Annotated in this window: 23 protein-coding genes; 14 read left to right on the top strand and 9 right to left on the bottom strand. The window is 41.9% G+C overall.

Annotated features, from left to right (window positions below):
- Positions 1-119 precede the first annotated feature (119 nt).
- Positions 120-1,310, top strand: a complete 1,191-nt coding sequence (locus tag ACN222_RS00755; RefSeq protein ID WP_010994331.1) for an FtsW/RodA/SpoVE family cell cycle protein — start codon at positions 120-122, stop codon at positions 1,308-1,310.
- 400 nt (positions 1,311-1,710) lie between these two features.
- On the opposite strand, the gene ACN222_RS00750 is transcribed toward ACN222_RS00755, so the two are convergent.
- Positions 1,711-3,324, bottom strand: coding sequence for a serine hydrolase domain-containing protein (locus ACN222_RS00750; protein ID WP_010994330.1), 1,614 nt, complete (start codon positions 3,322-3,324; stop codon positions 1,711-1,713).
- 315 nt (positions 3,325-3,639) lie between these two features.
- On the opposite strand from ACN222_RS00750, the gene bchI reads away from it, so the two are divergent.
- Both bchI and ACN222_RS00740 read left to right on the top strand, forming a co-directional pair.
- Complete coding sequence (gene bchI / locus ACN222_RS00745) at positions 3,640-4,764, top strand: magnesium chelatase ATPase subunit I (protein WP_010994329.1); 1,125 nt, start codon at positions 3,640-3,642, stop codon at positions 4,762-4,764.
- A 94-nt stretch (positions 4,765-4,858) separates the two neighbouring features.
- On the top strand, positions 4,859-5,155 hold the full coding sequence (locus tag ACN222_RS00740) for a hypothetical protein (RefSeq protein ID WP_010994328.1): 297 nt from the start codon (positions 4,859-4,861) through the stop codon (positions 5,153-5,155).
- Between the two features lie 104 nt (positions 5,156-5,259).
- Here ACN222_RS00740 and ACN222_RS00735 read toward each other — a convergent pair whose 3' ends face one another.
- The 3 genes from ACN222_RS00735 to ACN222_RS00725 are packed head-to-tail and all read right to left on the bottom strand — an operon-like array spanning position 5,260 to position 7,030.
- Positions 5,260-6,348: a DNA polymerase beta superfamily protein gene (locus tag ACN222_RS00735; RefSeq protein WP_010994327.1), complete on the bottom strand. Its 1,089-nt coding sequence runs from the start codon at positions 6,346-6,348 to the stop codon at positions 5,260-5,262.
- A 53-nt stretch (positions 6,349-6,401) separates the two neighbouring features.
- Positions 6,402-6,788, bottom strand: coding sequence for a type II toxin-antitoxin system VapC family toxin (locus ACN222_RS00730; RefSeq protein WP_010994326.1), 387 nt, complete (start codon positions 6,786-6,788; stop codon positions 6,402-6,404).
- Complete coding sequence (locus ACN222_RS00725) at positions 6,785-7,030, bottom strand: DUF2281 domain-containing protein (RefSeq protein ID WP_010994325.1); 246 nt, start codon at positions 7,028-7,030, stop codon at positions 6,785-6,787. The genes ACN222_RS00730 and ACN222_RS00725 overlap by 4 nt, the downstream gene beginning before the upstream one ends.
- Before the next feature lie 434 nt (positions 7,031-7,464).
- Between ACN222_RS00725 and rplU the strand changes: the two genes are divergently transcribed.
- Positions 7,465-7,857, top strand: coding sequence for a 50S ribosomal protein L21 (rplU, locus tag ACN222_RS00720; protein WP_010994324.1), 393 nt, complete (start codon positions 7,465-7,467; stop codon positions 7,855-7,857).
- A 27-nt stretch (positions 7,858-7,884) separates the two neighbouring features.
- The gene (rpmA, locus tag ACN222_RS00715; RefSeq protein ID WP_010994323.1) at positions 7,885-8,163 is read left to right on the top strand and encodes a 50S ribosomal protein L27; all 279 of its coding nucleotides are present in this window, start codon (positions 7,885-7,887) and stop codon (positions 8,161-8,163) included.
- 76 nt (positions 8,164-8,239) lie between these two features.
- On the opposite strand, the gene ACN222_RS00710 is transcribed toward rpmA, so the two are convergent.
- Positions 8,240-8,689, bottom strand: coding sequence for a hypothetical protein (locus ACN222_RS00710; protein WP_010994322.1), 450 nt, complete (start codon positions 8,687-8,689; stop codon positions 8,240-8,242).
- A 433-nt stretch (positions 8,690-9,122) separates the two neighbouring features.
- On the opposite strand from ACN222_RS00710, the gene cruF reads away from it, so the two are divergent.
- Positions 9,123-10,028, top strand: a complete 906-nt coding sequence (gene cruF / locus ACN222_RS00705; protein ID WP_010994321.1) for a gamma-carotene 1'-hydroxylase CruF — start codon at positions 9,123-9,125, stop codon at positions 10,026-10,028.
- A 177-nt stretch (positions 10,029-10,205) separates the two neighbouring features.
- Positions 10,206-11,396 (top strand): 2'-O-glycosyltransferase CruG, encoded by a 1,191-nt coding sequence (gene cruG / locus ACN222_RS00700; RefSeq protein WP_044520496.1) that lies wholly within the window; start codon positions 10,206-10,208, stop codon positions 11,394-11,396.
- 62 nt (positions 11,397-11,458) lie between these two features.
- On the opposite strand, the gene rnhA is transcribed toward cruG, so the two are convergent.
- The 3 genes from rnhA to ACN222_RS00685 form a co-directional block, all read right to left on the bottom strand.
- A complete protein-coding gene (gene rnhA / locus ACN222_RS00695) occupies positions 11,459-12,367 on the bottom strand; it encodes a ribonuclease HI (RefSeq protein WP_010994319.1) in 909 nt (302 codons plus the stop codon).
- Between the two features lie 83 nt (positions 12,368-12,450).
- On the bottom strand, positions 12,451-13,476 hold the full coding sequence (locus ACN222_RS00690) for an ABC transporter permease (RefSeq protein ID WP_010994318.1): 1,026 nt from the start codon (positions 13,474-13,476) through the stop codon (positions 12,451-12,453).
- Between the two features lie 135 nt (positions 13,477-13,611).
- A complete protein-coding gene (locus ACN222_RS00685) occupies positions 13,612-15,231 on the bottom strand; it encodes an ABC transporter substrate-binding protein (protein WP_419756881.1) in 1,620 nt (539 codons plus the stop codon).
- Between the two features lie 640 nt (positions 15,232-15,871).
- Here ACN222_RS00685 and ACN222_RS00680 point away from each other — a divergent pair.
- From ACN222_RS00680 to ACN222_RS00650, 7 genes are all read left to right on the top strand, one after another.
- Positions 15,872-16,195, top strand: coding sequence for a hypothetical protein (locus ACN222_RS00680; protein ID WP_010994316.1), 324 nt, complete (start codon positions 15,872-15,874; stop codon positions 16,193-16,195).
- 423 nt (positions 16,196-16,618) lie between these two features.
- Positions 16,619-18,148, top strand: a complete 1,530-nt coding sequence (gene psbB, locus ACN222_RS00675) for a photosystem II chlorophyll-binding protein CP47 (protein WP_010994315.1) — start codon at positions 16,619-16,621, stop codon at positions 18,146-18,148.
- Between the two features lie 97 nt (positions 18,149-18,245).
- Complete coding sequence (locus ACN222_RS00670) at positions 18,246-18,353, top strand: photosystem II reaction center protein T (protein WP_010994314.1); 108 nt, start codon at positions 18,246-18,248, stop codon at positions 18,351-18,353.
- Positions 18,354-18,679: 326 nt separating this feature from the next.
- Positions 18,680-19,711 carry a 30S ribosomal protein S1 gene (locus ACN222_RS00665; protein ID WP_010994313.1) on the top strand — a complete coding sequence of 344 codons (1,032 nt, stop codon included), beginning with the start codon at positions 18,680-18,682 and terminating at the stop codon, positions 19,709-19,711.
- 101 nt (positions 19,712-19,812) lie between these two features.
- Complete coding sequence (locus tag ACN222_RS00660) at positions 19,813-20,547, top strand: HAD family hydrolase (protein ID WP_010994312.1); 735 nt, start codon at positions 19,813-19,815, stop codon at positions 20,545-20,547.
- 80 nt (positions 20,548-20,627) lie between these two features.
- Complete coding sequence (locus tag ACN222_RS00655; RefSeq protein WP_010994311.1) at positions 20,628-21,209, top strand: Uma2 family endonuclease; 582 nt, start codon at positions 20,628-20,630, stop codon at positions 21,207-21,209.
- A 66-nt stretch (positions 21,210-21,275) separates the two neighbouring features.
- On the top strand, positions 21,276-21,863 hold the full coding sequence (locus tag ACN222_RS00650) for a Uma2 family endonuclease (RefSeq protein ID WP_010994310.1): 588 nt from the start codon (positions 21,276-21,278) through the stop codon (positions 21,861-21,863).
- A gap of 78 nt (positions 21,864-21,941) precedes the next feature.
- Here ACN222_RS00650 and ACN222_RS00645 read toward each other — a convergent pair whose 3' ends face one another.
- A complete protein-coding gene (locus tag ACN222_RS00645) occupies positions 21,942-23,276 on the bottom strand; it encodes a PhoX family protein (protein ID WP_010994309.1) in 1,335 nt (444 codons plus the stop codon).
- Between the last annotated feature and the right edge of the window lie 287 nt (positions 23,277-23,563).

Here is a 23,563-nt window from a genome sequence, read left to right as displayed (position 1 = left end):
AGCTAAATGTTACAAATCAATTACCTATTAGCCATTACCCATTACCAACAAAACCAACCGTATTATTAAGTAACTATCCAAACTTGATATAATCCCTCACCTTTTACCTGTAATGAATCGTGAAGCTACGCAGCCTAATTCCATTTTTTGATGATTCCGTCTCCACCTGGGCATTAGAAGCGCGGTTGCTGCGCTGGTTAACATTTCTTTGGTTATTTGTTGGCTTAACCATACTCTTTTCAGCATCATACGTAGTGGCTGATGTCCGTCAAGGTGATGGGTTGTATTACTTTAAGCGGCAAATCCTCTGGGTTTTAGCCTCACTTGTTGGATTTAATGTCATTGTCAATCGACCCTTACAGAAAATTCTGGGTATCTCCCATTGGCTACTAGGATTATTCTTACTATTAATCTTTGTTACCCTTGTCCCCGGATTGGGTAAAAAAGCTTTTGATGCAGCCCGTTGGATAGCTATCGGCCCCATTCCCATTCAACCCTCAGAACTAATTAAACCCTTTTTAGTACTGCAAAGTGCCAGATTATTTGGACAGTGGGAAAGATTGAGTTGGCGAGTAAGACTCACCTGGCTAGGTATTTTCGGGTTAGTGATTTTAGGCATCCTTGCCCAGCCTAACTTGAGTACAGCAGCACTCTGCGGTATGACTATCTGGCTAATTGCCCTAGCTGCTGGCCTACCCTATAAATATTTAGCAGGAACAGCAGTTGGTGGATTCTTGTTAGCCTTACTCAGTATTAGCATCAAAGAGTATCAGCGCAGACGGGTAATGTCATTTCTCAACCCTTGGGCAGACGCGACAGGCGACGGCTATCAGTTAGTACAAAGTCTCTTAGCCATAGGTTCTGGTAAAACCTGGGGTGCTGGATTTGGGATGTCACAACAAAAGTTATTCTATTTACCAATTCAGGATACCGATTTTATTTTTGCCGTATTCGCAGAAGAATTTGGCTTTGTTGGTAGCATAGTTCTGTTAGTACTTTTAGCTCTATTTACTACTCTGGGTCTAGTAGTTGCACTGAAAACAAAAAATCCCGTTCATCGCTTGGTAGCAATGGGCATCACCATTATCATGGTCGGACAATCATTGTTACATATTGGTGTAGCCACAGGAGCCTTACCAACGACAGGCTTACCCTTACCCATGTTTAGTTATGGTGGTAACTCCATGATTGCTAGCTTAATCGGTGCAGGTTTACTAATTCGCGTCGCCAGAGAAAGTAGTGAAGCCGAGGTAGTACCAATACGAAGACCACAAATGGAGAACAAGCGTCAACGTCGGCGGATGTTTTAATAGTGAACAGTGACCTTATGCGGTGATCGCCTTTTGTAAGATAATCAAGAAAGCGATCGCACTAACAATTAGTTTGAGAAAGAATTTCTTGTAGAATGTGAGAAATTTCTGCTTCTGAATTCAATATGTCGTGCCAGCACTTGAGCAATAGCCTCTAGCACAAGGTTAGAAAATAACTTAGCTAAATATTGGCGTAAACCTTGCCAAATATACAACTTAAGTAATGCCTCACAGGACATATCTCGACTGTCAGCTATTTTTTTCAGAGATTCTAAAGTATCTTTTCATGTCTTTTATAAGGCATCAGGAAGTGTTTCTAGATAGTCTCTTTTTAGTTGTAATGACATAATGAAAAGACTCTATACGGTCGGTGTGCAACGAGATCGTTGGGCGCATCTTTTTATTTCAAAAATTGAATGTTTCTGACACTTCCATATCCTGCGCTCATATTGAATCCAGCAACTTGATGAAAGTCATCACGGACAAACTGCAAAGTGATGTCCGTACCTTCCAGTAAATCTTTATGAATTGGCTTGAGGGTTTCTCGAAGAGAATTTCTTCGATTTAGCAGCAACTCTCCACCTTCTATACTGATTCTGTAGGTGATATCTAACTCTTGGCAATAATACTCTCCTGTAAAATCCATCAACTGTTCAGAATCAGGAGGAGCAAAGTCCAGCCGTTGGAAAACGTCCCGTGGTTTGCCATCCACACAAACGTAAAGATGAGAGGGTTCATCTAAACCTGACTCTTCAAATTCAACATCGGGATTAGAAGGAATATCCATTATGACAAAATGACTTGAACTCACAGGAGCAAGTGTAAAGCTCATTCCGGCAAATTCCACGATTAATTTTCTATCCTTTACCAATAACTCCCAAACGGTTCCTGTTTTTAGGTTTTGATAAAAGCCAGTCTTGCTCTCTAAATTAACCGATGGAATTTCTATTATTTGGGTTTGGTGGCTTACAGATTCTATGCTTTGCTCCGTAAAGTCATCAACTAAGTAGATATCTGCGACTTTTCTGGCAAGCTCTGGTGGTTCAGCGCTGCCCAAATTTGACAAGCAAATTACAGAGAATCTCTGTTTGGGGAATCGAAGCATCTGTGATCTGTAACCCATCCATCCGCCACTGTGACTGATGGTTTCTAATCCTCGGTAATGCCCTCTGACTAAACCAAAGGCATAATCTATCACTTCGCCGCTATTCAATATTCCAGGTGTAATGATTTCTTCGATCAGGTCTTGCCCATATCCTCCTAATTTGTTTTGGTAAAAATTCTTATCCCAGATACATAGATCCTCAACCGTAGTGTAGATACCACCGTCACCCACTACATCAAGAATAGACATATCAATCCGAAAGCTACCTTCGTCCTTCAGAGAGTAGCCAATCGCTCTATTGCTGACAATCCTTGTGAAATCATCGTGAAAGTGAGTTGTCTTCATCCCAAGGGGACTGAAAATATGCTTATCAGCAAAAACCGCAAGAGATTCTCCGGAGACACGTTTGACAATTTCTGCCAAAAGAAAATATCCTGAGTTGCTGTACAAATGCTCCTCTCCTGGCTTGAAGTTCAATTCTTTTTGACGAGCTATTAAACCAATGATTTCGTTATCAGGATACTCATTCTCACATCGCATTCCTGCCAATCCCATCAGGGTTAAGTAATCACGAATGCCGCTTGTGTGGTGAATCAGATGCCGCACAGTAATGGGATACTCATATCTTGGTATCTCTGAAATGTAGATTTGGATCTCGTCATCTAAAGAAAGTTTCCCCTTTCTTGCAAGTAAAGCAATGCACATCGCTGTAAACTGCTTGGACGTTGAGGCAATATCAAAGACCGAATTTGGAAAAATCTTTATGTTGTGTTCTAAGTCAGCGATACCATAGCCGCGCTTATAGACAGTCTCACCATCTTTGGTGATGGCTAAAGCAAAACCAGGAGAGCCTGGTTTATCCCATTCGGAAAATAATTCATCGACTTTATTTGGTGATGGGAGTGTCATTATTGAAAGCTTAAAAGATGACTTATTTACTTATTATTGTACGAAGCGCCCAACGACCCGCTTCACCCGATGCTAGTGCGATCGCCTGATCTTGTAGTGGCGTGTCTAGACTAAAATGTTGCATTAAAATTCACTTGTGGTGTAGGACAGACAGCACCGGACGGGCTAGAAACCCATCCCAAAAGAGCAAGATGGCGAATTGCGTTGGCCTTAGCCTACCGTTTGCGATATTGAGAATTGATTTAATCTTCCCCGAACCCCCAACTGTGGCACAATAAAGAACTGTAATAAGAAAAGTATTGTTAAGGTAATTTAGTGACTCCAACAGCTCAAACCACGGCAAGTGCGCGTCGCGTGGTATTCCCATTTACGGCAATTGTGGGCCAGGAAGAGATGAAACTGGCGCTGCTGTTGAACGTGATTGATCCCAAAATCGGTGGTGTAATGATTATGGGCGATCGCGGCACAGGTAAATCCACAACTATCCGGGCCCTGGCTGATCTATTGCCAGAAATCCCTGTAGTTGCCAATGACCCCTTCAACAGTGACCCCAGCGACCCCGACTTGATGAGCGATGAAGTCCGGCAAAAATCAGGCACAGGGGCAGAAATTCCCATAGAATTTAAAAAAGTCCAAATGGTAGACCTGCCTTTAGGTGCTACAGAAGACCGAGTGTGCGGCACTATCGACATCGAAAAAGCTTTATCTGAAGGTGTCAAAGCCTTTGAACCTGGACTTTTAGCTAAAGCCAACAGAGGTATTCTCTACGTCGATGAAGTCAACCTCCTAGATGACCACCTAGTAGACGTACTCCTCGACTCAGCCGCAAGTGGCTGGAACACTGTAGAACGTGAAGGTATTTCCATCCGCCACCCAGCCCGTTTTGTACTCGTCGGTTCAGGAAACCCAGAAGAAGGCGAACTCCGACCCCAATTGCTTGACCGCTTCGGAATGCACGCCGAAATCCACACCGTTAAAGAACCAGCTTTGCGGGTGCAAATTGTGGAACAAAGGTCGGAATTTGACCAAAACCCACCAACATTCCTAGAAAAGTACAACCCTGAACAAACAGCACTACAAAAGAAAATTGTCGAAGCCCAAAAGCTCTTGCCAGAAGTAAAACTAGATTATGACCTGCGGGTAAAAATCTCAGAAGTTTGTTCAGAACTAGATGTAGACGGTTTACGCGGTGACATCGTCACCAACCGCGCCGCCAAAGCCCTCACAGCTTATGAGGGACGCACAGAAGTTACAGTTGACGATATCCGCCGTGTAATTACATTATGTCTGCGTCACCGCCTGCGGAAAGACCCCCTAGAGTCAATTGATTCTGGCTACAAAGTAGAGAAAGTGTTTGCCCGTATCTTTGGGGTAGAACTACTAGAAGATGACTCCTCACAAAAAAACGGTGCAGGTCAAATTAAGACAGGTGTCCGGTAATCACTATCAGTGAACAGTAATAATTAACAACTGTTCACTGATAAATTGAAATTCAGTACTCAGCATTCACTTGGTACTTGGCAAATCAGCACTGATGAGACATTGGAATTTTTGGTTAAACAGCTTTATTTTAGCTAGCCAATACAACCCACCCCGATTTGTAGAGTTAGTCATGCTGATGCTAGCGATCGCCATGTTAGCCATTGCTGTGATTCTACCAGACAAACCTTATTTAGTATTGGGCTTAAGCTTCGTAGTTGGTGCATCCATTTCTATCTTAGTACGAGAAGCGATCGCCCCCTCACCCGAAAACAAAGTCACCCAACTCACAGCCCTACTCCTACTCTTCATCAGCCTCTATGGTTTTGCTGACTTACTCAAAACTCTTTAACGGTAATAGGTAATAGGTAATAGGTAATAGGTAATAGTAAAAAATCATCAGTATATAACCAACTCCCAATCATCAATTTCCAATTCCCAATCACCAATTCCCAATTACCAACCCTGCATTTCCACTAACTCCATACACAAATTATTAATTGCTTCTAAATCCGGCCTATGGGGTATAGTTGAATGTTCATAAGCAGCATCCATCTGAGCAACCAAATCATCAGCCATCTCCATCACCTGCTGATAAGAATACTCACCCTGGAGGATAGCTTTTAAATCCTCAACATCACCCGCAACTCTCCTATCTACAGTTATTTCTCCAGTCTTTAATATTTCCAACCCACTGCGTAACAAGCGAATGCAGTGCATCCCATGCTTGAGATCAAAACCAGACTTCCTTTCCATCTCTGCCCTAGCCGGGTTACGATTTTCTTGCCAACTTAAATAAGCTTTCCATTCCCTCAAAGCTATTTGGTAATTTTGGCTTTTTTGTAACAACCGAATAAAATCTTTACGGCTATTAGTTAAATTTTGCGTATATTCTAAAGTTTCATCAGGTAAAGTATATTGTTTTAGCACTCCTTTAAAATCAATATCAGCAGTTAACAACTTATATAATTGTTCTGCTTCTTCTAGAAATTCAATCCTACCCCTAATCAAAGTATAAAGATACTCCAAAAAAGCATTCAAATCATCCTTAATTAAGGGTGCTTCATCTTCTATGCCAAAATCAGATGGTAGTGGTTTCTTCTCTGGTGGATTTAACAACCACTTACGATGGGTCTCCATCTTTTTAATTTGAGCAAAAGCATACCCAGAGTAAGTATGTTTAACCTTTTTACTTAAAAATAATTTCCGATGATTGATTAAATATTGTCCGACATCCGTTAACACAGGATATTCATTTAACCATAACAACTCCAAAACATTGGGATTAGCTCCCGATAACAATTGGAGTATTTTCCTTAATTCATATATAACCGTGTCTTTATTCCCATCCAGCAAAGGAAATATTCCCGGCTCATCCCAACCTGCATCCTTTTGTTCTATGTGGTCAAATCCCAAATAATACCTTTTAGGTGCAATAAACACCCCCCGAAAATCCAAATCAGAATCAGGGCGATTTAATCCATACCCGTGGCTACCAGCCAAACCAATTAAAATAGTTCTTTTCTCAACGTCTACTCTTTTCATATCTATAAATTAAAATATAGGCTCTTTATACCCAATTATTTGAGCCAGTTTTCCTACCATATCTTTTCCACTGGATAGGCATCAAAAACTGTATCTGTACTTAACAAAGGAATTTTTTCAGATATTGCTTGAGCGATGACAATTCTATCAAAAGGGTCGCGGTGATGGTTTGGTAAACTGTCCAAAGCATAGATATGAGATAATTCAATAGGTAAAATTTGTAGATTATTCACTCGCTGTTGAGTTTCTATCAAATTTGGCAGCGATGAGCTTAAATTTAACTTGCCAATTTGATATTTAATTTGTAACTCCCAAACGCTAGCAACACTAACTATCCAAGAGTTGTTATTATCTAGCAGTAAGTTTTTAACTCTTTCAGATAGTTTTTCTGGATTTCCTGTTGACCAAATAAGTACATGGGTATCCAAGAGTAACTTCATATTTCTCCTTCACCCAACCAAAATTCATCCGGTAAAGGCTCATTAAAATCATCACTCATCCATATTTCTCCTTGATTTAAACCTAATACCCGTTTTTGAGGCGTTTGTTCAGATTCTGGGGTTTGAGTGTATTTCTGTGCTAAAAATTCGACAAAATCTAGTACCTGCTGTAACTTTTCTGGTGGTAGGGTTTCTAGCTTGGCAATTAAATCTGAAGTAGTATCTACAACTTGGGAAGTCATCTCATCTTCTCCTAATTGAGTGTCTTACTTTAATGTTACTGTTATGGGCTGTACTATGGGCTTACGCCAATTCGTGATTAAGAAAATCACTTGCATCAAGCATTTACATAACTTCCCACTCCCTGATAAAAAAGGGAAAATCTGAGCCAGGAGATCCTTTGCTCAGACTTGTTGGTGCTGTTCTGTGTCATTGTTTACTACATCAAACACTTTTGAGATTTCGCAAATTTCGCCGAAATTAATTGATAAGTTCTTTATTTGAAAATTTTCCAGCTATACCCTCAAAAACTATAGATAAAAGATTGACCTAATATTGGCTAATAGCATACAATTTTAGATTGTCTGTCTAATTACCTGCTCGGATCAGGTAGACATACTACAAAAGCTGGTAAATCAAAACCAGCTACCTGTACGGCAACCTCAAGGACAATTTCATGGCTTACGCGATTATTGAGACTGGTGGCAAGCAAGTGCGAGTTGAGCCAGGTCGTTTTTACGATATTGAACTCCTCTCTGTTGAACCAGATGAAAAAGTTACAATAGACTCTGTATTACTAGTGCAGAATGACGGTGAAGTCACCATTGGACAACCGTTAGTAGCTGGGGCAACAGTACAAGGAACGGTGTTGCGGCATCTTAGAGGTCGCAAAGTCCTGGTTTATAAAATGAAGCCGAAAAAGAAGACCCGCAAAAAACGGGGTCATCGCCAGGAAATCACCAGACTTTTAATAGATTCCATCACTCTTAACGGCACAGTTTTAACAGCACCTACTGCAACTGAGGAAACTGCCGACGCTACCCCAGATACAGAAACTGCTGCTGAATAATAGTAAAGAAGCAATAAAAAGGAAATTATGGCTCACAAGAAAGGAACAGGTAGTACACGCAACGGTCGTGATTCTAACGCCCAGCGTCTGGGTGTAAAGCGCTTTGGCGGACAAGCCGTTATTGCAGGTAACATTCTCGTGCGTCAACGTGGAACCAAGTTTCACGCTGGTAACAATGTTGGCATCGGTAAAGATGATACTTTGTTTGCCTTGGTTGATGGTGTAGTTACCTTTGAACGCAAAGGCAAATCCCGCAAGAAAGTTAGCGTTTACCCAGCCGCCGCAGCAGAAGCAGTAGCTAGCTAAACGATCAAGGTGAGCGATCATGCTCACCTTGTTTGTAGTCAATACTTTAGTTCTTAAATTTGGTATGGAGCGCCTACTACAAACCTAACATTATCTTTTGGGTTAACAGCATATTTGTAAATGCTCCTAATCCTACCCCAGCAATTGAAACAATCAATGTAGCTATAAAAGCTTGCCATTCTGTAAACCCATCTGATTGGAAGTCGATTCTTGCTAAGAGAGCGGCAGAAATGACAAGTAATGTATCAAGAAACACTCGAAACCAAGCTATCATTATAAAAAATAAGAATGCTCCGGCTACAGCAACGAAAAAACTCCTAATACTGGAAGCAAGTAAAACACTAGAGTAATTAGCTATCTTCGGATAAGGGGCAGTGATGCTTCCTACCAAGAAAAATATCGCCAGCAGAAGAATAACCCAGACAGCCCAAGGGGCTTTCATCTCGGACAAGACCCAACCCAAAGTGCTGTAGCTCAACAGTAGTAGCATTATGGCTGTCCAAGGGAGTTTATTCAAAATTGACATGGGTGGGTATAGCTATTTAGCAGAGCAATCTATATTTGTAATACTTAAGTTTGTTTAATAATCAAATCGGATTACTATACATTTGTAATACTTACTTAGGTGAGGTTCATCCAATATTCAAGAATCTGTTTCCTGTCAAGGCAATTTTTGTTATGGTTGTCTGGTTTAAAAATACGACAAGAAGCACACTGTACTTAGAAACCAGCAAAAAACCTAATTTGCTTGGATGGATTTTGGCTGCGATCGCTTAGACTATTAGTTTATCATCCTATTTTTTCTATATGCAATCAATAGGTTGTCAGTCTCTGACAAAAGTTTAAACAACTTTTGCAGAGAATTACGGTAAAAACTAGTTAAATATTTTAGTAAACATTTGTAAACTATTAGCAGCCGAGTAGCGAAGTAAGTATCACATCGTGTTCAAGGAATGACCATGAAACAAATTGTTATTGCAGAGCGGATATGCCTTATTGGTCATATCGTCTCGATGTTTTTTGGACTAGTAGGGATACTACTAGTTGTACCCAATGCCGAGGTACTGTTCCATCTATCTGAGTTTGGACAGACAGCCATGCAGTGGAGTATGGCTGGTGGTGGTGTAGTTTACATGATTTTGGGTGCAGCGGCCGTATTTTTATATGCCCTACGCACATTAGGGTTAGGTCGTACTTTGGGTTTTATGCTACCTGCTGTACTAATATCCTTAACCAGTGAACTGTTAGGAACCAGCACAGGCTTTCCTTTTGGTCACTACAGTTATTTAAGTGGCTTGGGCTATAAAATTGCTGGTCTAGTACCGTTCACAATTCCCTTGTCATGGTTTTATGTAGGATGTTCCTCATACCTGTTGGGGCGTGCTGGTTTAGAGGTAGATAAAAAACCCACCTTGTTACGCCATATCGGTGCTATTAGCTTGGGTTCATTACTACTCACCTCATGGGATTTTGTGCTTGACCCTGCTATGAGCCAAACTTCCTTACCTTTCTGGTATTGGCAACAACCAGGCCCCTTCTTTGGAATGCCCTATCAGAACTTTGCTGGTTGGTTGGGTACAGGTGCAGTATTCATGACAGTGGCTGCTGTGTTGTGGAGAAATAATCCGATCAAATTTGAGCGATCGCAGCTTAATGTACCTTTAATAGTTTATTTAGGTAACTTTGGTTTTGCTACCGTCATGAGCTTGGCAGCAGGCTTCTCTATCCCTGTATTGTTAGGCATAGTGCTAGGTGTAGCCCCAGCGTTAGCTTTATGGTGGAAAGGCTCATCTGCATCAGACCAACTCAGCGTAGAAGCATCTACGAAAGAAGTCTCCATAGCCAGCATTAAGGTTGTGAATTAGGGATTGGGGACTGGGGACTGGGGACTGGGGACTGGGAATTGGGAATTGGGGACTGGAGAAAGCCCCGCTACCCCTCACAGTACTCATTACTCAGCACTCAGCACTCCTTAATACCTAATTCAAAATTAAAAACAATTTTGTTTATAGTAACGATTCCAGTTGCAAAGTATTTTTATCGTGGATAACGCTTTGACAGTAGCAAGTGCCTTGGCGCTTCTGTTACTACTCATCCAAGTGCCAGCAACAGCAATTCTGCTGTCTCGTCTATTTAAGGGGCCAAGACGGTTACCCCCAATTCAACCTCAACAACCAACACCAGAACTTTTGGGCAATGTGAGCGTTGTTGTTCCCACACTGAATGAAGCTCTGCGGATCAGTCCTCTGTTAGCTGGTTTGAGTCGCCAAAGTTACGAAGTTCGGGAAGTAATTGTTGTAGACAGTAAGTCCCAAGATGGAACTCCCGATTTAGTAAAAGTTGCACAGCAGCAAGACCCCCGCTTTCGCCTCATCAATGATGATCCTTTGCCCTCTAATTGGGTAGGAAGACCTTGGGCATTGCATAACGGCTTTTTGTATAGTTCGGAAGATAGTCAATGGTTCTTAGGCATGGATGCTGATACTCAGCCCCATCCTGGTTTAGTTGCTAGTTTAGTGAAAATAGCCCAGGCCCAGGAATACGACTTAGTATCCCTATCACCCCAGTTTATTCTTCAGTATCCGGGTGAGTGCTTGTTGCAACCCGCCTTGTTGATGACTCTTCTTTACAGATTTGACCCCGCAGGCGTTACTACAGACCAACCAGAAAGGGTAATGGCTAACGGACAATGCTTTTTATGCCGTCGCTCTGTATTAGCTGCTGTGGGTGGCTACAGTAGCGCCAGTAGCTCTTTTTGTGACGATGTTACGTTGGCACGTCATATTGCCGCCCAAGGGTTTAAGGTGGGCTTTTTAGACGGGGCTAAGGTATTGAAAGTGAGAATGTATGAAGGGGCGTTAGAAACTTGGAAGGAATGGGGACGCAGCCTTGATTTAAAAGATGCCTCTCCCCGCGCTCAAATTTGGGGAGATTTATGGTTACTATCGGCAGTACAAGGTTTACCTTTATTGATTGTAACTGGTTACTTGCTGATTAATTCCTGGCAACTAATGTTGCCTGTCAAGTTGTTATTGGGACTGAATGTATTTCTACTGGTGATTCGCTTTGCTATGCTATTGGCGATCGCTCCTTCCTACGACCGTCAAAATGCTAAAGCTGGCTGGCTGTTTTGGTTATCACCCTTGGCCGATGCTTTAGCAGTTCTGCGAATCTTCTTATCTGCTTTTCGCACTCCCAGGGAATGGAGAGGTAGAACTTATAGCAAGGAATAGTGAGTGCTGAGGAGAGAGCAATAATTCCTGCCTCTATTTTCCCAAGACCCTACCCCAATTATTTATTCATCTTCACCCCCCAAGCGATCGCCTCGTTCTAATTCCCAGAGAATTTGATTACCCTCACGGCGTACCCGTGAAACAATCCAGTTGCGCCAGCGCCACTGATCTCCCCTACTAGTAACAGCACTGGCGTGGACATCCATTAAGTCTGCCAACTCAGAACTAGTGATTAAATAACCTTTCGCCGCAATTTCGTCTGCAATATGCAGAGTTTCTACTAAGTTGCGGAGTTGTTCCACCCGCTTTTCCGGCGGGTTTTCCTCGATTGTAGCCGCAACGTGTGCGGTAGATGGTTCCATAGTGTTGATATTTGACGCAGAAGTACTGATTTCTTGTGTCGTTTTGTGAACTATTGTAGAGGTTGTAACATGATCAGGTACTTTAACTACATTTATTTTACTGATGTCAGGTAAAGATTTATGAGCATGACGGGGAGATAACTGTTGTAGAGAGGGCATTCTACCAGTTGCAAAACAGCGAGCAATCACATCACAACGCTCGTTACCGATGTTGCCAGAATGACCTCGAACATGATGCCAATTTACCTTACGGCTATTTAATTCATCTAAAGTTTCTAGAAGGTCTTGATTCTGAACTGGATTCCCATCAGATTTTTTCCAACCCTTTTTTTTCCAACCTTTTACCCACTTGGTGACGCAGTTAATTAGATACTCACTATCGGTATAGAGGGTAATGGGTTCAGCTTGTCCGGAGTCGTGGAGAAATTTGAGAGCGGCGATCGCCGCCTGCATTTCCATCTTATTATTGGTGGTATGCTTGGCAGCATCGCCCATTTCGTGAACTGAACCATCACTAAAATAGACAACTACACCCCAGCCGCCAGGGCCAGGATTGCCAGTGCAAGCACCATCAGTGTATATACTTTCGATTATCGGTTGGGTAGACATAGTAAAAACATCAAAGCACAGAGCGAAGAGCTATTAGCCACGCATTTTATTTAGCAATATCTAGGCTATTACTACTAATTTCCTTAATAACGAATACGTGGGTCAACGTAAGCATTGAGAATATCAATTAAAATGCTTGCCGAGACGACGATCGCCCCAAAAAATACCAGCACACCTTGGACTGTGGGATAATCGCGATCGGAGATTGCCTGATATAGCCGATTTGCCAACCCAGGCCAGGAAAATGTCACTTCCGTTAAAATTGCTCCACCTAGCAGGGAAGCAAAGGTTAATCCTAGAACAGTAATTACCGGAATCAGCGCATTTTTTAAGGCGTGCGACACCAAAATTTTATTTTCCGCAATTCCTCTAGCTCTGGCTGCTTCCACATAATCAGCTTTGAGAGTTTGCTTTAAATTGACTCTGACAATACGCTCAAAAATGCCACTCAGCAAAATTCCTAAGGTGAGACAAGGGAGTGCTAAATGATGCAAAGATGTAAAAAACTGTGTCAAGTTACCACTGAGCAAACTATCAACTGTATATAAACCTGTGAATGTAGGCGGGGGTGGAAGATTGGGCGGAAAACGATTGGAATTGGGAAACCAACCCAACTGCACGGAAAAAATTAACTGTAGCAGCATTCCCGCCCAAAACATGGGGAGTGCATAAGTAATAATCCCAAATAACCGTCCGCCAATATCAAATGAAGTTCCCGGACGAGAAGCGGAAAGCGTCCCTACCAAAATTCCCACAATCAAAGCTACCGCCATACTAAACACAGCTAACTCGACTGTGGCCGGAAAATATTGTCCAATGATATTCCAGACGTGTTGTCCCCGACTTGTCAAAGATGTCCCTAAATCAAAATGCAGTAAATCACCCAAGTAATTTAGGTACTGTATAAATAAAGGTCGGTTTAAACCCAGTTGTTCTCGATATTGTTCTTTCACGCTTTCTGAAGCACGCCCACCAAGAATCGCATCTACTGGGTCACCCGGTGTAGCTCTGAGTAATAAAAATACAATCGTAATAATAGTTAGCAGTTGCAGGGGCGCAAACAGTAACCGAGAAACAATGTAGTATTGTAAGGCTTTGGAGCGAGACATAAATGTTTAGTCATTGGTCATTGGTCATCGGTCATTGGTCATCGGTCATTGGTCAAAAATCAATAGTCATTAGAGATTAGTCAGTTATTTAGATGACAGACTAATTACTAATGACTATGGACTGTTGACTATGTATTATTGACCTTTGACTATCGACTTATAAACGAGATTTTTCGATGGGTCAAGTTGTACACCACTCACACCTTTTTGAGCAAATACATAATCTTTGCTTTGCCACAAAGGAATATAGGGAATATCAGTTGATAATTGAGTTTGAATTTCTGCAAATATTTTCTGACGGGTTGCGGGGTCTTGCTCTTGACGTTGCTGGTCGATTAATTTGTTGACAGCTTCGTTATAGTAAAAAGAACCTTGAGTTTGGCTACCGCCCTCTTCACACCCTTTAGCAACTGACCCTTTCTGACAAGCTAAGAATGGCTGCACATAATTATCTGGGTCTAAAAAGTCGGGGTACCAATCAACTAAAGCTGCTGGATATATACCCTTTGAGATGTCTTTATAAAAGGTAGCACCTTCGACGGTACTGACTTCAAACTGAAGTATACCACCAAGATTTTGCTCGGCGATCGCTTTTAAGGTCTGGGCTGCCAAGCTGCGGACTGCGGAACTAGCCGGATACCAAATCTGCACTTTTGCGGGATTTTCAGCAGAAAATCCCGCCGCAGTTAGCAATTGTTTAGCTTTCTCAAAGTTTGCATCACCATACTTTTCTTTAAAGATTGGTTGGGACACATCAAAAGTGGTAGGAATTAAGCTATAAAGTGGTTCAGCTTGGCCAAATAAAGCTCTTTGATTTAAAAGTTGACGGTCAATAATTGTCGCTACGGCTTGTCTTACTTCTAGTTTATCTAGAGGCTCTTGATTGCGATTCAAAGCCATAAAAGTAACGACACTACCTTGAGATGTTATCCCTTGCCAATCTCCTTTTTTAGCACCAGCTTCTAAGCTTTTAATTTGGTCTGGTTGCAAAGACTGATAAGCTACATCTACCGCGCCAGTACGGAAAGCATTAAATAGATTTACCGGACTAGTTTGAATCTGCACATTAACGCCTTGATTCTTGGGTTTTTCTCCCCAATATTTATCAAATACATCAAAGCGTAGTGAATCCGTACCATACTGCGCCAATTTGTAAGGGCCAGTCCCTACAAAAGTATCTGGTTTAAACTTTCCTGCACCTAGTTCATAAGCTGTAGGTGAAACTGCACAAACTCCAGAAAATGCTAACAGCGAGGGAAAAGCTGCAAAGGGTTTTTTTAGTTGAATTGTTAGCTCATAATCGCCTGTAGCTTTCACCGAAGCTATGGTATCAGCTAGTAAGAACGATGGTTTGCCTTTATTTTCAATAAAGCGCTGGATGCTAAATTCCATTGCTTTAGCATTGAAAGCAGTACCATCGTGAAAAAGCACTCCCTGACGTAGGGGTATGGTGTAAGTTAAACCATCTTGGCTAACTTTTGGTAGTGCTGTAGCCAACTGTGGCTGAATTACTGTACTACCTGGTTCATAAGTATAGAGGCGATCGCTCATATTAAACACTAAACCCAAAGAGGCCAATTCATACGCATCAGCCGGATCTAGGGTTCGTGGTTTGAGTGTCGTCCCCACCGTAATTCGACCATCCCCTGAGGGACTATTATTTGCACTTGATGTTGGTGTAGTTGTTTGTTGGCGAGGAGTGCAACTGATAACCAAAACTAAACAGAGAGAGAATAAAGAGACGAATTTTGTCATCCGCCCCCACTGTCTCCCAGACAAAGCAAACCAGTTCATAGCGTCCCAATTTTTTGCAATTAGCGGTCAGTAATTATACTATATAAATTATCTTTTATACGTTATTTCTCAAAATTCAACTACGCGATCGCTTTGTAGAAATTTAGAACCCTTACACCCCTATACCCTTACACCCAGTTTCAACAGACAATCTAGGTGCGTAAGTCCTAATATATATTATTTAATTTTATTAAAATTTAATTGAGCTAATTCATATTCAGTAACCACGAAACAATTTTTATCCATTCAAGTTTTTTATTATTGAGTAAAATTGTTATAGCTTCATAGTCTATCAGGAAAGGTAGTTTGTAAAACAATTTTAGTGATTACGGTATATTGAATCAACAAGTTACCTACTGTCACTTAATTGCCAGACACGCCAATAATTACTACCAAATTCTACTTAAAGATAAATTATCGGTTGGGCATTGTGTAAGATTGCAGTTTCTCTTCCAGAGTAAGGTTTATCTAAATATCAGTGTTATCAGTAATTAGTCAAATCATTTTGACTAATAGAATTCTATGTTTATACATCATCAACTTGAGATGATTGCAAAATTGTCAACAGCAGATTAAAAGTTGCAAAAGTGAGAATAAAACAGTGAAATATTTCTTTCTTTCCGAAGGATGGACTATTGGCAGAGTTTGGGGATCTGATGGATTGTGGCAGATCACTGCATGGCGCAGATCACCAGAAATACAGCGATTAAATATTTGTTTGGTAGAAAACAACGAATTAATGTGGCTTTATCGCATTGAAGAAGCCGTAATCACCGTAGAAGTAAAACCAACTACATCTGCCTTAGTTAACCAAACCATTGGGCAAGTAGTTCTCAAACGCCTAATGACCGCCGAACAAGTAATTGAACGCCTGGGTACAGCTGAGGCAAAGTGCCAGTTACAAAATATTCAATCAGTCGTGTAGTAGATGCCAAGAGGGACTGAGGACCTAAATTATTACCCAAGACTCAGGACTCTTCTCTCTTTGTAAAGATTTATAAACATACGTAGGATAACTTGTAACGGCGATCTGTGGGAAGATAAAGCCTAGTAGGGAGGCGATAGCATCAATGGACACGCTTGCAAACGGTTCCATCAATAGTTACACTTTTTAAAACATTCTCATTTTTACTTGGCGATCGCCACCCTCTAGGGACACAATCCCAAAACGGTTGAGTGTCGCCAAATAATCCACTCTCCGAACTTAATAAAATTCGGGTGTGGTAAAGGATCAGACTCTGGCAATAAAAAAAATTTCAGAGAAGTCCGAGGTGAGGCTTCCAACCTTGGAACCTTAACTAAAGAAAATTGTTTTGTAAACATAACTCATCGAGGAGGAGCGTAGTCGATGGGACTACCCTGGTACCGAGTACATACAGTAGTTCTGAATGACCCAGGGCGACTGATTTCTGTACACTTGATGCACACAGCCCTGGTGGCAGGTTGGGCTGGTTCGATGGCACTATACGAACTAGCTATTTATGACCCCAGCGATCCGGTTCTCAACCCGATGTGGCGGCAAGGGATGTTCGTGCTACCCTTCATGGCACGGTTAGGTGTTACCCAATCTTGGGGCGGTTGGAGCGTTACTGGCGGTACAGCAACTGACCCTGGTTTCTGGTCATTTGAAGGGGTTGCCGCAGCTCACATTGTGCTTTCTGGTTTATTGTTCCTAGCTGCCGTTTGGCACTGGGTTTACTGGGATTTGGAACTCTTTAGAGATCCTCGAACCGGTGAACCTGCTTTAGATTTGCCAAAAATGTTTGGCATTCACCTGTTCTTATCCGGTTTACTCTGTTTCGGCTTTGGTGCTTTCCATCTCACAGGCTTATTCGGCCCTGGAATGTGGATTTCTGACCCCTATGGAGTCACCGGCAGCGTCCAGCCAGTAGCACCCGAATGGGGTCCAGATGGATTTAACCCATTTAACCCTGGTGGCGTAGTAGCTCACCATATTGCAGCTGGTATTGTCGGTATCATTGCAGGTTTATTCCACCTCACTGTTAGACCCCCCGAAAGGCTCTACAAAGCTCTACGGATGGGTAACATTGAAACCGTACTTTCCAGCAGTATTGCGGCAGTATTCTTCGCAGCTTTCGTAGTTGCAGGAACCATGTGGTACGGCAACGCTACTACACCCATCGAACTGTTTGGGCCCACACGTTATCAATGGGATCAAGGCTATTTCCATCAAGAAATTGAGCGCCGTGTGCAATCAAGCGTAGCTCAAGGTGCAAGCCTTTCCGAAGCTTGGTCACAGATTCCTGAAAAACTAGCTTTCTATGATTACGTCGGTAACAGCCCCGCCAAAGGTGGTTTGTTCCGTACAGGGCCAATGGTTAAGGGTGATGGTATTGCCCAATCTTGGCAAGGTCACGGCGTATTCAAAGATGCTGAAGGCCGGGAATTGACAGTACGTCGTCTCCCCAACTTCTTTGAAACCTTCCCAGTAATCTTGACAGATGCTGATGGTGTTGTCCGCGCTGACATCCCTTTCCGTCGAGCAGAATCCAAGTATAGCTTTGAACAATCAGGCGTAACAGTTAGCTTCTACGGTGGCGATTTGGACGGTAAAACCTTTACTGATCCCGCCGATGTGAAGAAATATGCCCGTAAAGCTCAAGGTGGAGAAATATTTGAATTCGACCGCGAAACCTTAAACTCTGACGGTGTATTCCGTACATCCCCCAGAGGTTGGTTTACCTTTGGTCACGCCGTATTTGCTCTGTTATTCTTCTTCGGTCACCTCTGGCACGGCGCTCGGACAATATACCGAGACGTATTCGCCGGTGTGGAAGCGGATCTAGAAGAACAAGTAGAGTGGGGTCTATTCCAGAAAGTGGGTGACAAATCAACCCGCGTTCGGAAGGAAGCTTAATTTTAGGGACTGGGGACTGGGGACTGGGAAATATACCGAGTACCGAGTACCTAGTACCCAGTACCCAATACCCAATACCTAAGCAGGAGTTTTTAATATGGAAAGCGTTGCTTACATTCTAATTTTGACCCTAGCAATAGGCGTTCTCTTTTTTGCGATCGCATTCCGCGAACCACCCCGCATTGAGAAAAAAGAAGAGAAATAAGGCAGCTAATGCTCATTCTCTCAGTCAAATAAAGCAAATATCCGTTGTTTTTCTCAAGAAAAACAACGGATATTTGCGATTAATACACTCCTGTCTCCAAACCATAGAAAATAGGAAAAATTCATTTCCACGGTTAATTACTTAACAAATATTCCATATTTATTTGTGATATAATCTTTTTTCTGGAAGTTAATATGTGTGAACACTAGCTTTTCTGCGCTAGGATTAGACAGAGATATAGGTGTACACTACCAACTCAGGCAGTTGCATACACATGGCTATTATGGCATAACCATTACGGAGACTAGAACCAGGAACACAACAGCATGGTCAATCAGAATTTAACCGCTACAGAAATTGGATTTACTCACGAAGATTTCGCTGCCCTACTTGACAAATACGACTATCACTTCAGCCCAGGAGATGTCGTACCAGGTACAGTTTTTAGTATAGAACCGCGCGGCGCTCTGATTGACATAGGTGCTAAAACAGCAGCTTATATACCTATACAAGAAATGTCTATAAACCGGGTCGATGCCCCGGAAGAAGTTTTACAATCAAACGAAACAAGAGAATTTTTCATCCTGACCGATGAAAACGAAGATGGACAGTTAACTCTTTCCATCCGCAGAATTGAATATATGCGTGCTTGGGAGCGTGTACGCCAACTGCAAGCAGAAGATGCCACAGTGCGCTCTGGTGTATTTGCCACTAACCGTGGGGGGGCGTTGGTCAGAATTGAAGGACTACGGGGCTTTATTCCCGGTTCTCACATCAGCACCCGCAAACCAAAAGAAGAATTAGTAGGCGAAGAACTGCCTTTAAAATTCCTAGAAGTAGACGAAGAACGTAACCGCTTAGTTCTCTCTCATCGTCGTGCGTTAGTTGAGCGCAAGATGAATCGCCTAGAAGTGGGCGAAGTGGTAATCGGTACAGTGCGCGGTATCAAACCCTACGGTGCATTCATCGATATCGGCGGTGTTAGCGGCTTGTTGCACATCTCGGAAATTTCTCACGAGCATATCGATACACCTCACAGTGTATTCAACGTCAATGATGAAGTGAAAGTGATGATCATTGACTTGGATGCCGAAAGAGGTAGAATATCTCTCTCTACTAAGCAGTTGGAACCAGAACCCGGTGACATGATTAAAAACCGTGATTTGGTTTACGATAAAGCCGAAGAAATGGCAGCTAAGTATAGAGAACAACTGCTGGCTAAACAACAAGGTATTACCTTACCCGCAGAAGGTGCAGAAGATTTGATTGAGGAAGAAATTCCCCCTGCAACCGAAGATGCTGTAGCTGAAGAAGAAATTGTAGCAGTTGAGGAAATCCCAGCAGCTATTGAAGAATAATACAGTTGTAGTTTAAGTTAACTGTCATTAACAACATCAAGACATTTTTGAAAGAGGGTTTTCCCTCTTTTTTATTTTGACTTTTTATAGGGTTTAATTTTGTGGCTACCATTAAATGTAAAGATATCGTATTTACTAATATTCAAGGGATTTTATTTGATAAAAACGGTACTTTAGAAAATTCAGAAGCCTATTTGCGATCGCTTGGACAAAAAGCAGCGAGAATTGTAGATGCCCAAGTACCCGGAATTGGTGAACCTTTACTCATGGCTTTTGGTATTAACGGTGATACACTCGACCCAGCCGGTTTAATTTCGGTAGCCAGTCGCCGCGAAACAGAAATAGCCACAGCCGCCTATATCGCTGAGACTGGGAAAGGATGGTTTGAATCTTTAAAAATAGCGCGTCAAGCCTTAGATGATGCGGAGAAATACATTGGTGTAACTCCAGCACCTCTTTTCACAGGTGCATTGGAAATATTGCAATCTCTTTCAAATGCTGGACTTAAACTTGGCATTGTTTCAGCAGCAACCACATTGGAAGTGAAAAACTTTGTTGCACAACATGATTTAGGTAATTATATCCAAGCCCAAGTAGGCGTAGATGACGGCCCTACTAAACCAGATCCCATATTATTTTTACAAGCTTGCCAAACTTTAGGAGTAGAACCAGAAGCTACATTAATGGTAGGTGATGCTGTAGGTGATATGCAAATGGCTCGTAACGCTCAAGCAGCAGGTTGTATTGGCATTACTTGGGTGAATAAACCAAATAATGTCCAAGGTGCAAATGTAGTAATTAATCAGCTAGATGAAATTCAAATTTTAGAAAGCTAGAGGTTAGAAACTAGAGACTAGAAAATACAAATTCCGAATTAAGCTAAACTTGCATTGAGACTCATCATGGAGAAACCCTGATGCTACAAGTGAACCATCGCTTTCAGAGCTTTGAAGAGTACCTATCTTATGATGATGGCACAGATCAACTCTATGAGTTGTTTAATGGAGAATTAATCGAAATGCCTCCAGAATCGGAAATCAATGTTCAGATTGCCACATTTTTATTAATTAAGTTTGCATCCTTATTAGGCTATCAAAGAGTGCGAGGACATGGTTTAGAACTGGAAGTGAGAGGAGAACCCAGAAACCGTTATCCTGACCTAACCATTATTCGAGAAGAGCATATTCAGCAGTTAGCCAAGCGCAATACTATTCGTCTATCAATGCTACCTCCACTATTAGTAATTGAAGTGGTTAGCCCTGGAGACTTGCAAAGAGATAGAGATTTTATTGCCAAGCGATCGCAGTATCAAGATTGTGGTATTCCTGAATATTGGATTATTGACCCCGAAACTAAAACTTTATTAGTCTTAGAACTTACTGATAAGACATATACCGAGCTAGGTAACTTCTCTGATGATGATTTAGTTGCATCTCCACAATTTAACCAACTAAATCTGAAAGTATCGCAAATATTTGAATCAGTAAATCCAGCTTAAACAATCAGCTTCAAGTTTATTTTTTTATATCAAGCTAAATATTCTAGTATTTATAGGCAACTAGCCATGCAAAACACAGAAACGACATTACAACTTCGTTTGTGGACAGTTGAAGAATACCACCGGATGGCTGAATCTAGTATTTTTGGCGCAGATGAACGGGTGGAACTTCTAGAAGGAAAGATTATTTGCATGATTGCTAAAGGAACAGCTTATCGGTCGGCAACGACTCGGACAGATAGATTACTGCAAAATAGTCTAAAGAATTTAGCGCTAATATGTGTTCAAGACCCTGTAAAGTTAAACGATCACTCTGAACCAGAACCCGATATTGCTGTTGTAAAAATAGATCCTTTAGACTACGCAGACCACCATCCTACACCATCTGAAGTTTACCTAATTATTGAAGTAGCCGATAGCAGTCTGAAACTAGATTGTATAACTAAATCTCAAGCTTATTCCCAAGCAGGAATTAAAGATTACTGGGTGTTAGATGTAATTAGTCGCCAGTTGCACGTTTTTCGGCAACCGACTCCACAAGACTATAAAAGCAAAGTAGTTTTGGCAGAAGATGCAACGATCGCACCCTTAGAGTTTCCCGATTTGCAGATTGCGGTTTTAGATATGTTACCACCAGTCATTGGGGATAAATAGAAAGCGATCGCTGATACTCAAGTTAACACAGAGGCGATCGCTTTTCTCAACTAGGTTTTTGAGATTAGTAGGTCGTCACTAAATCCGTCTTTCCCAAGGACCCCAGATAGCTAGAGTCAGACCAGCACTTTGGACGTTAACAAACAGAGTGCGACCATCAGGAGAAAAACAAGCTCCAGCAAACTCACTACCACCACCATTTAAGATGTTACGTGCAATATTATAGAGTTTTCCATCAGGAGTCACACCTCTTATAAAATTGGGCGCAGCTCCGTCTTCACAAAGAATGAGATCGCCAAAAGGTGCTACACAAATGTTATCAGGCGCACGAAGATCACTGGCTCCAGGAGACTGGACAAACAACTCAAGGGTATTAGTAGCAGGAATGTAACGGAAGACTTGACCAAGCCCATTAGGATTACCACTAGGGTTAACAGAGCCGCCATTTGTACAACAGAAATAAATTTCACCGTTACCGTACCAAATACCTTCCCCACGAGCAAATCTAGCTGCACCTAAGTTACGACCCTGTTCACGGACATTATCTGTTTGTGGGTTAGGCTCAGGGATATCTACCCAATTTACAGCCCATTTTTGTCCTACGCTGAAACCACCAGCAGTGTTAACACTACCAGCAATGTTAGAAATATTACCTATTCTGAGAGCTTGGAGTCTACCACCTGCTGCTAAATTACCAGGTTGGTTGGGGAGAAAACGATAGAAAAGGCTATCTCCTCTATCTTCTGTTTGGTAAACAATACCAGTTGCAGGGTCTACAGCCACAGCCTCATGGTTAAATCGTCCCATAGCCACTAGAGGCACTGGTTCTACAGGAGCCGTAGCACTAGCGGGAACCTCAAAGTTATAACCGTGTAACTTTGTAGATCCATCAGAGCTACCAGGTACGCTGACATTTTCTTCACAAGTAATCCATGAACCCCAAGGAGTTGGACCACCTGCACAGTTACGAATGGTTCCACCGAGAGAGGCAAACTGTTTGATTAACTGACGATTTGCCCCTACAACCATAGTCGTAGTTCCGCCTCTACTCACAGGATCATAACGATTTGGTACTTGTACTTGTGTACCAGAAGTATTGCCCAGTTCATGGTTACAAATCAAGATAGTTGTGCCTCTAGGACCTTTGAAGGCTGCCATCCCGTCTTGACTACCAGGTACTGGAGATCCATCAGCCATGATGTTACCAACACGAGATATAACTCGATACTGGAATCCAGCTGGTACTGCTAAAATCCCATCAAGACTGTCAATAAGTGGACCATATCCTGTAGTGGTAGGTGTCACTTGACCGAAAGCAGCTCTAGCAAGCAGACCTTGCAAGGGAGATATAGCTAGAGTTCCGGCTGCACTCGCACCAGCCATTGCAAAAAACTTGCGTCTAGATAATGTCATGAGAAATTTTTGGTTAATCAAAATGCCTAGTAAAAATTACTTGTGCTTGATTAAGTTCTGGTAATGATTCATTTAAAATAAAACTTGTTAATAGAATTTACACAGTTTATTTTTTTATACAAAATCGAGATAAATAATATATCTTAATCAAAAAATGACAGATTTTATATATAGCAAAACTTAGACGAATAAGCTTGCAAAGAGACGTATCCGTTCATTATTTTGCTTAATCACCATTAGCGAAATGGTGAAGTTAAGATAAGAATAAGCTCACTCATTACACCAAC

This window comes from Anabaena sp. FACHB-595 (genome assembly GCF_048568275.1).
In the GTDB taxonomy this organism is placed as follows: domain Bacteria; phylum Cyanobacteriota; class Cyanobacteriia; order Cyanobacteriales; family Nostocaceae; genus Trichormus.
The sequence above is the reverse complement of the archived record's forward strand: the minus strand, read 5'-3'. Positions and strand labels throughout refer to the sequence as shown.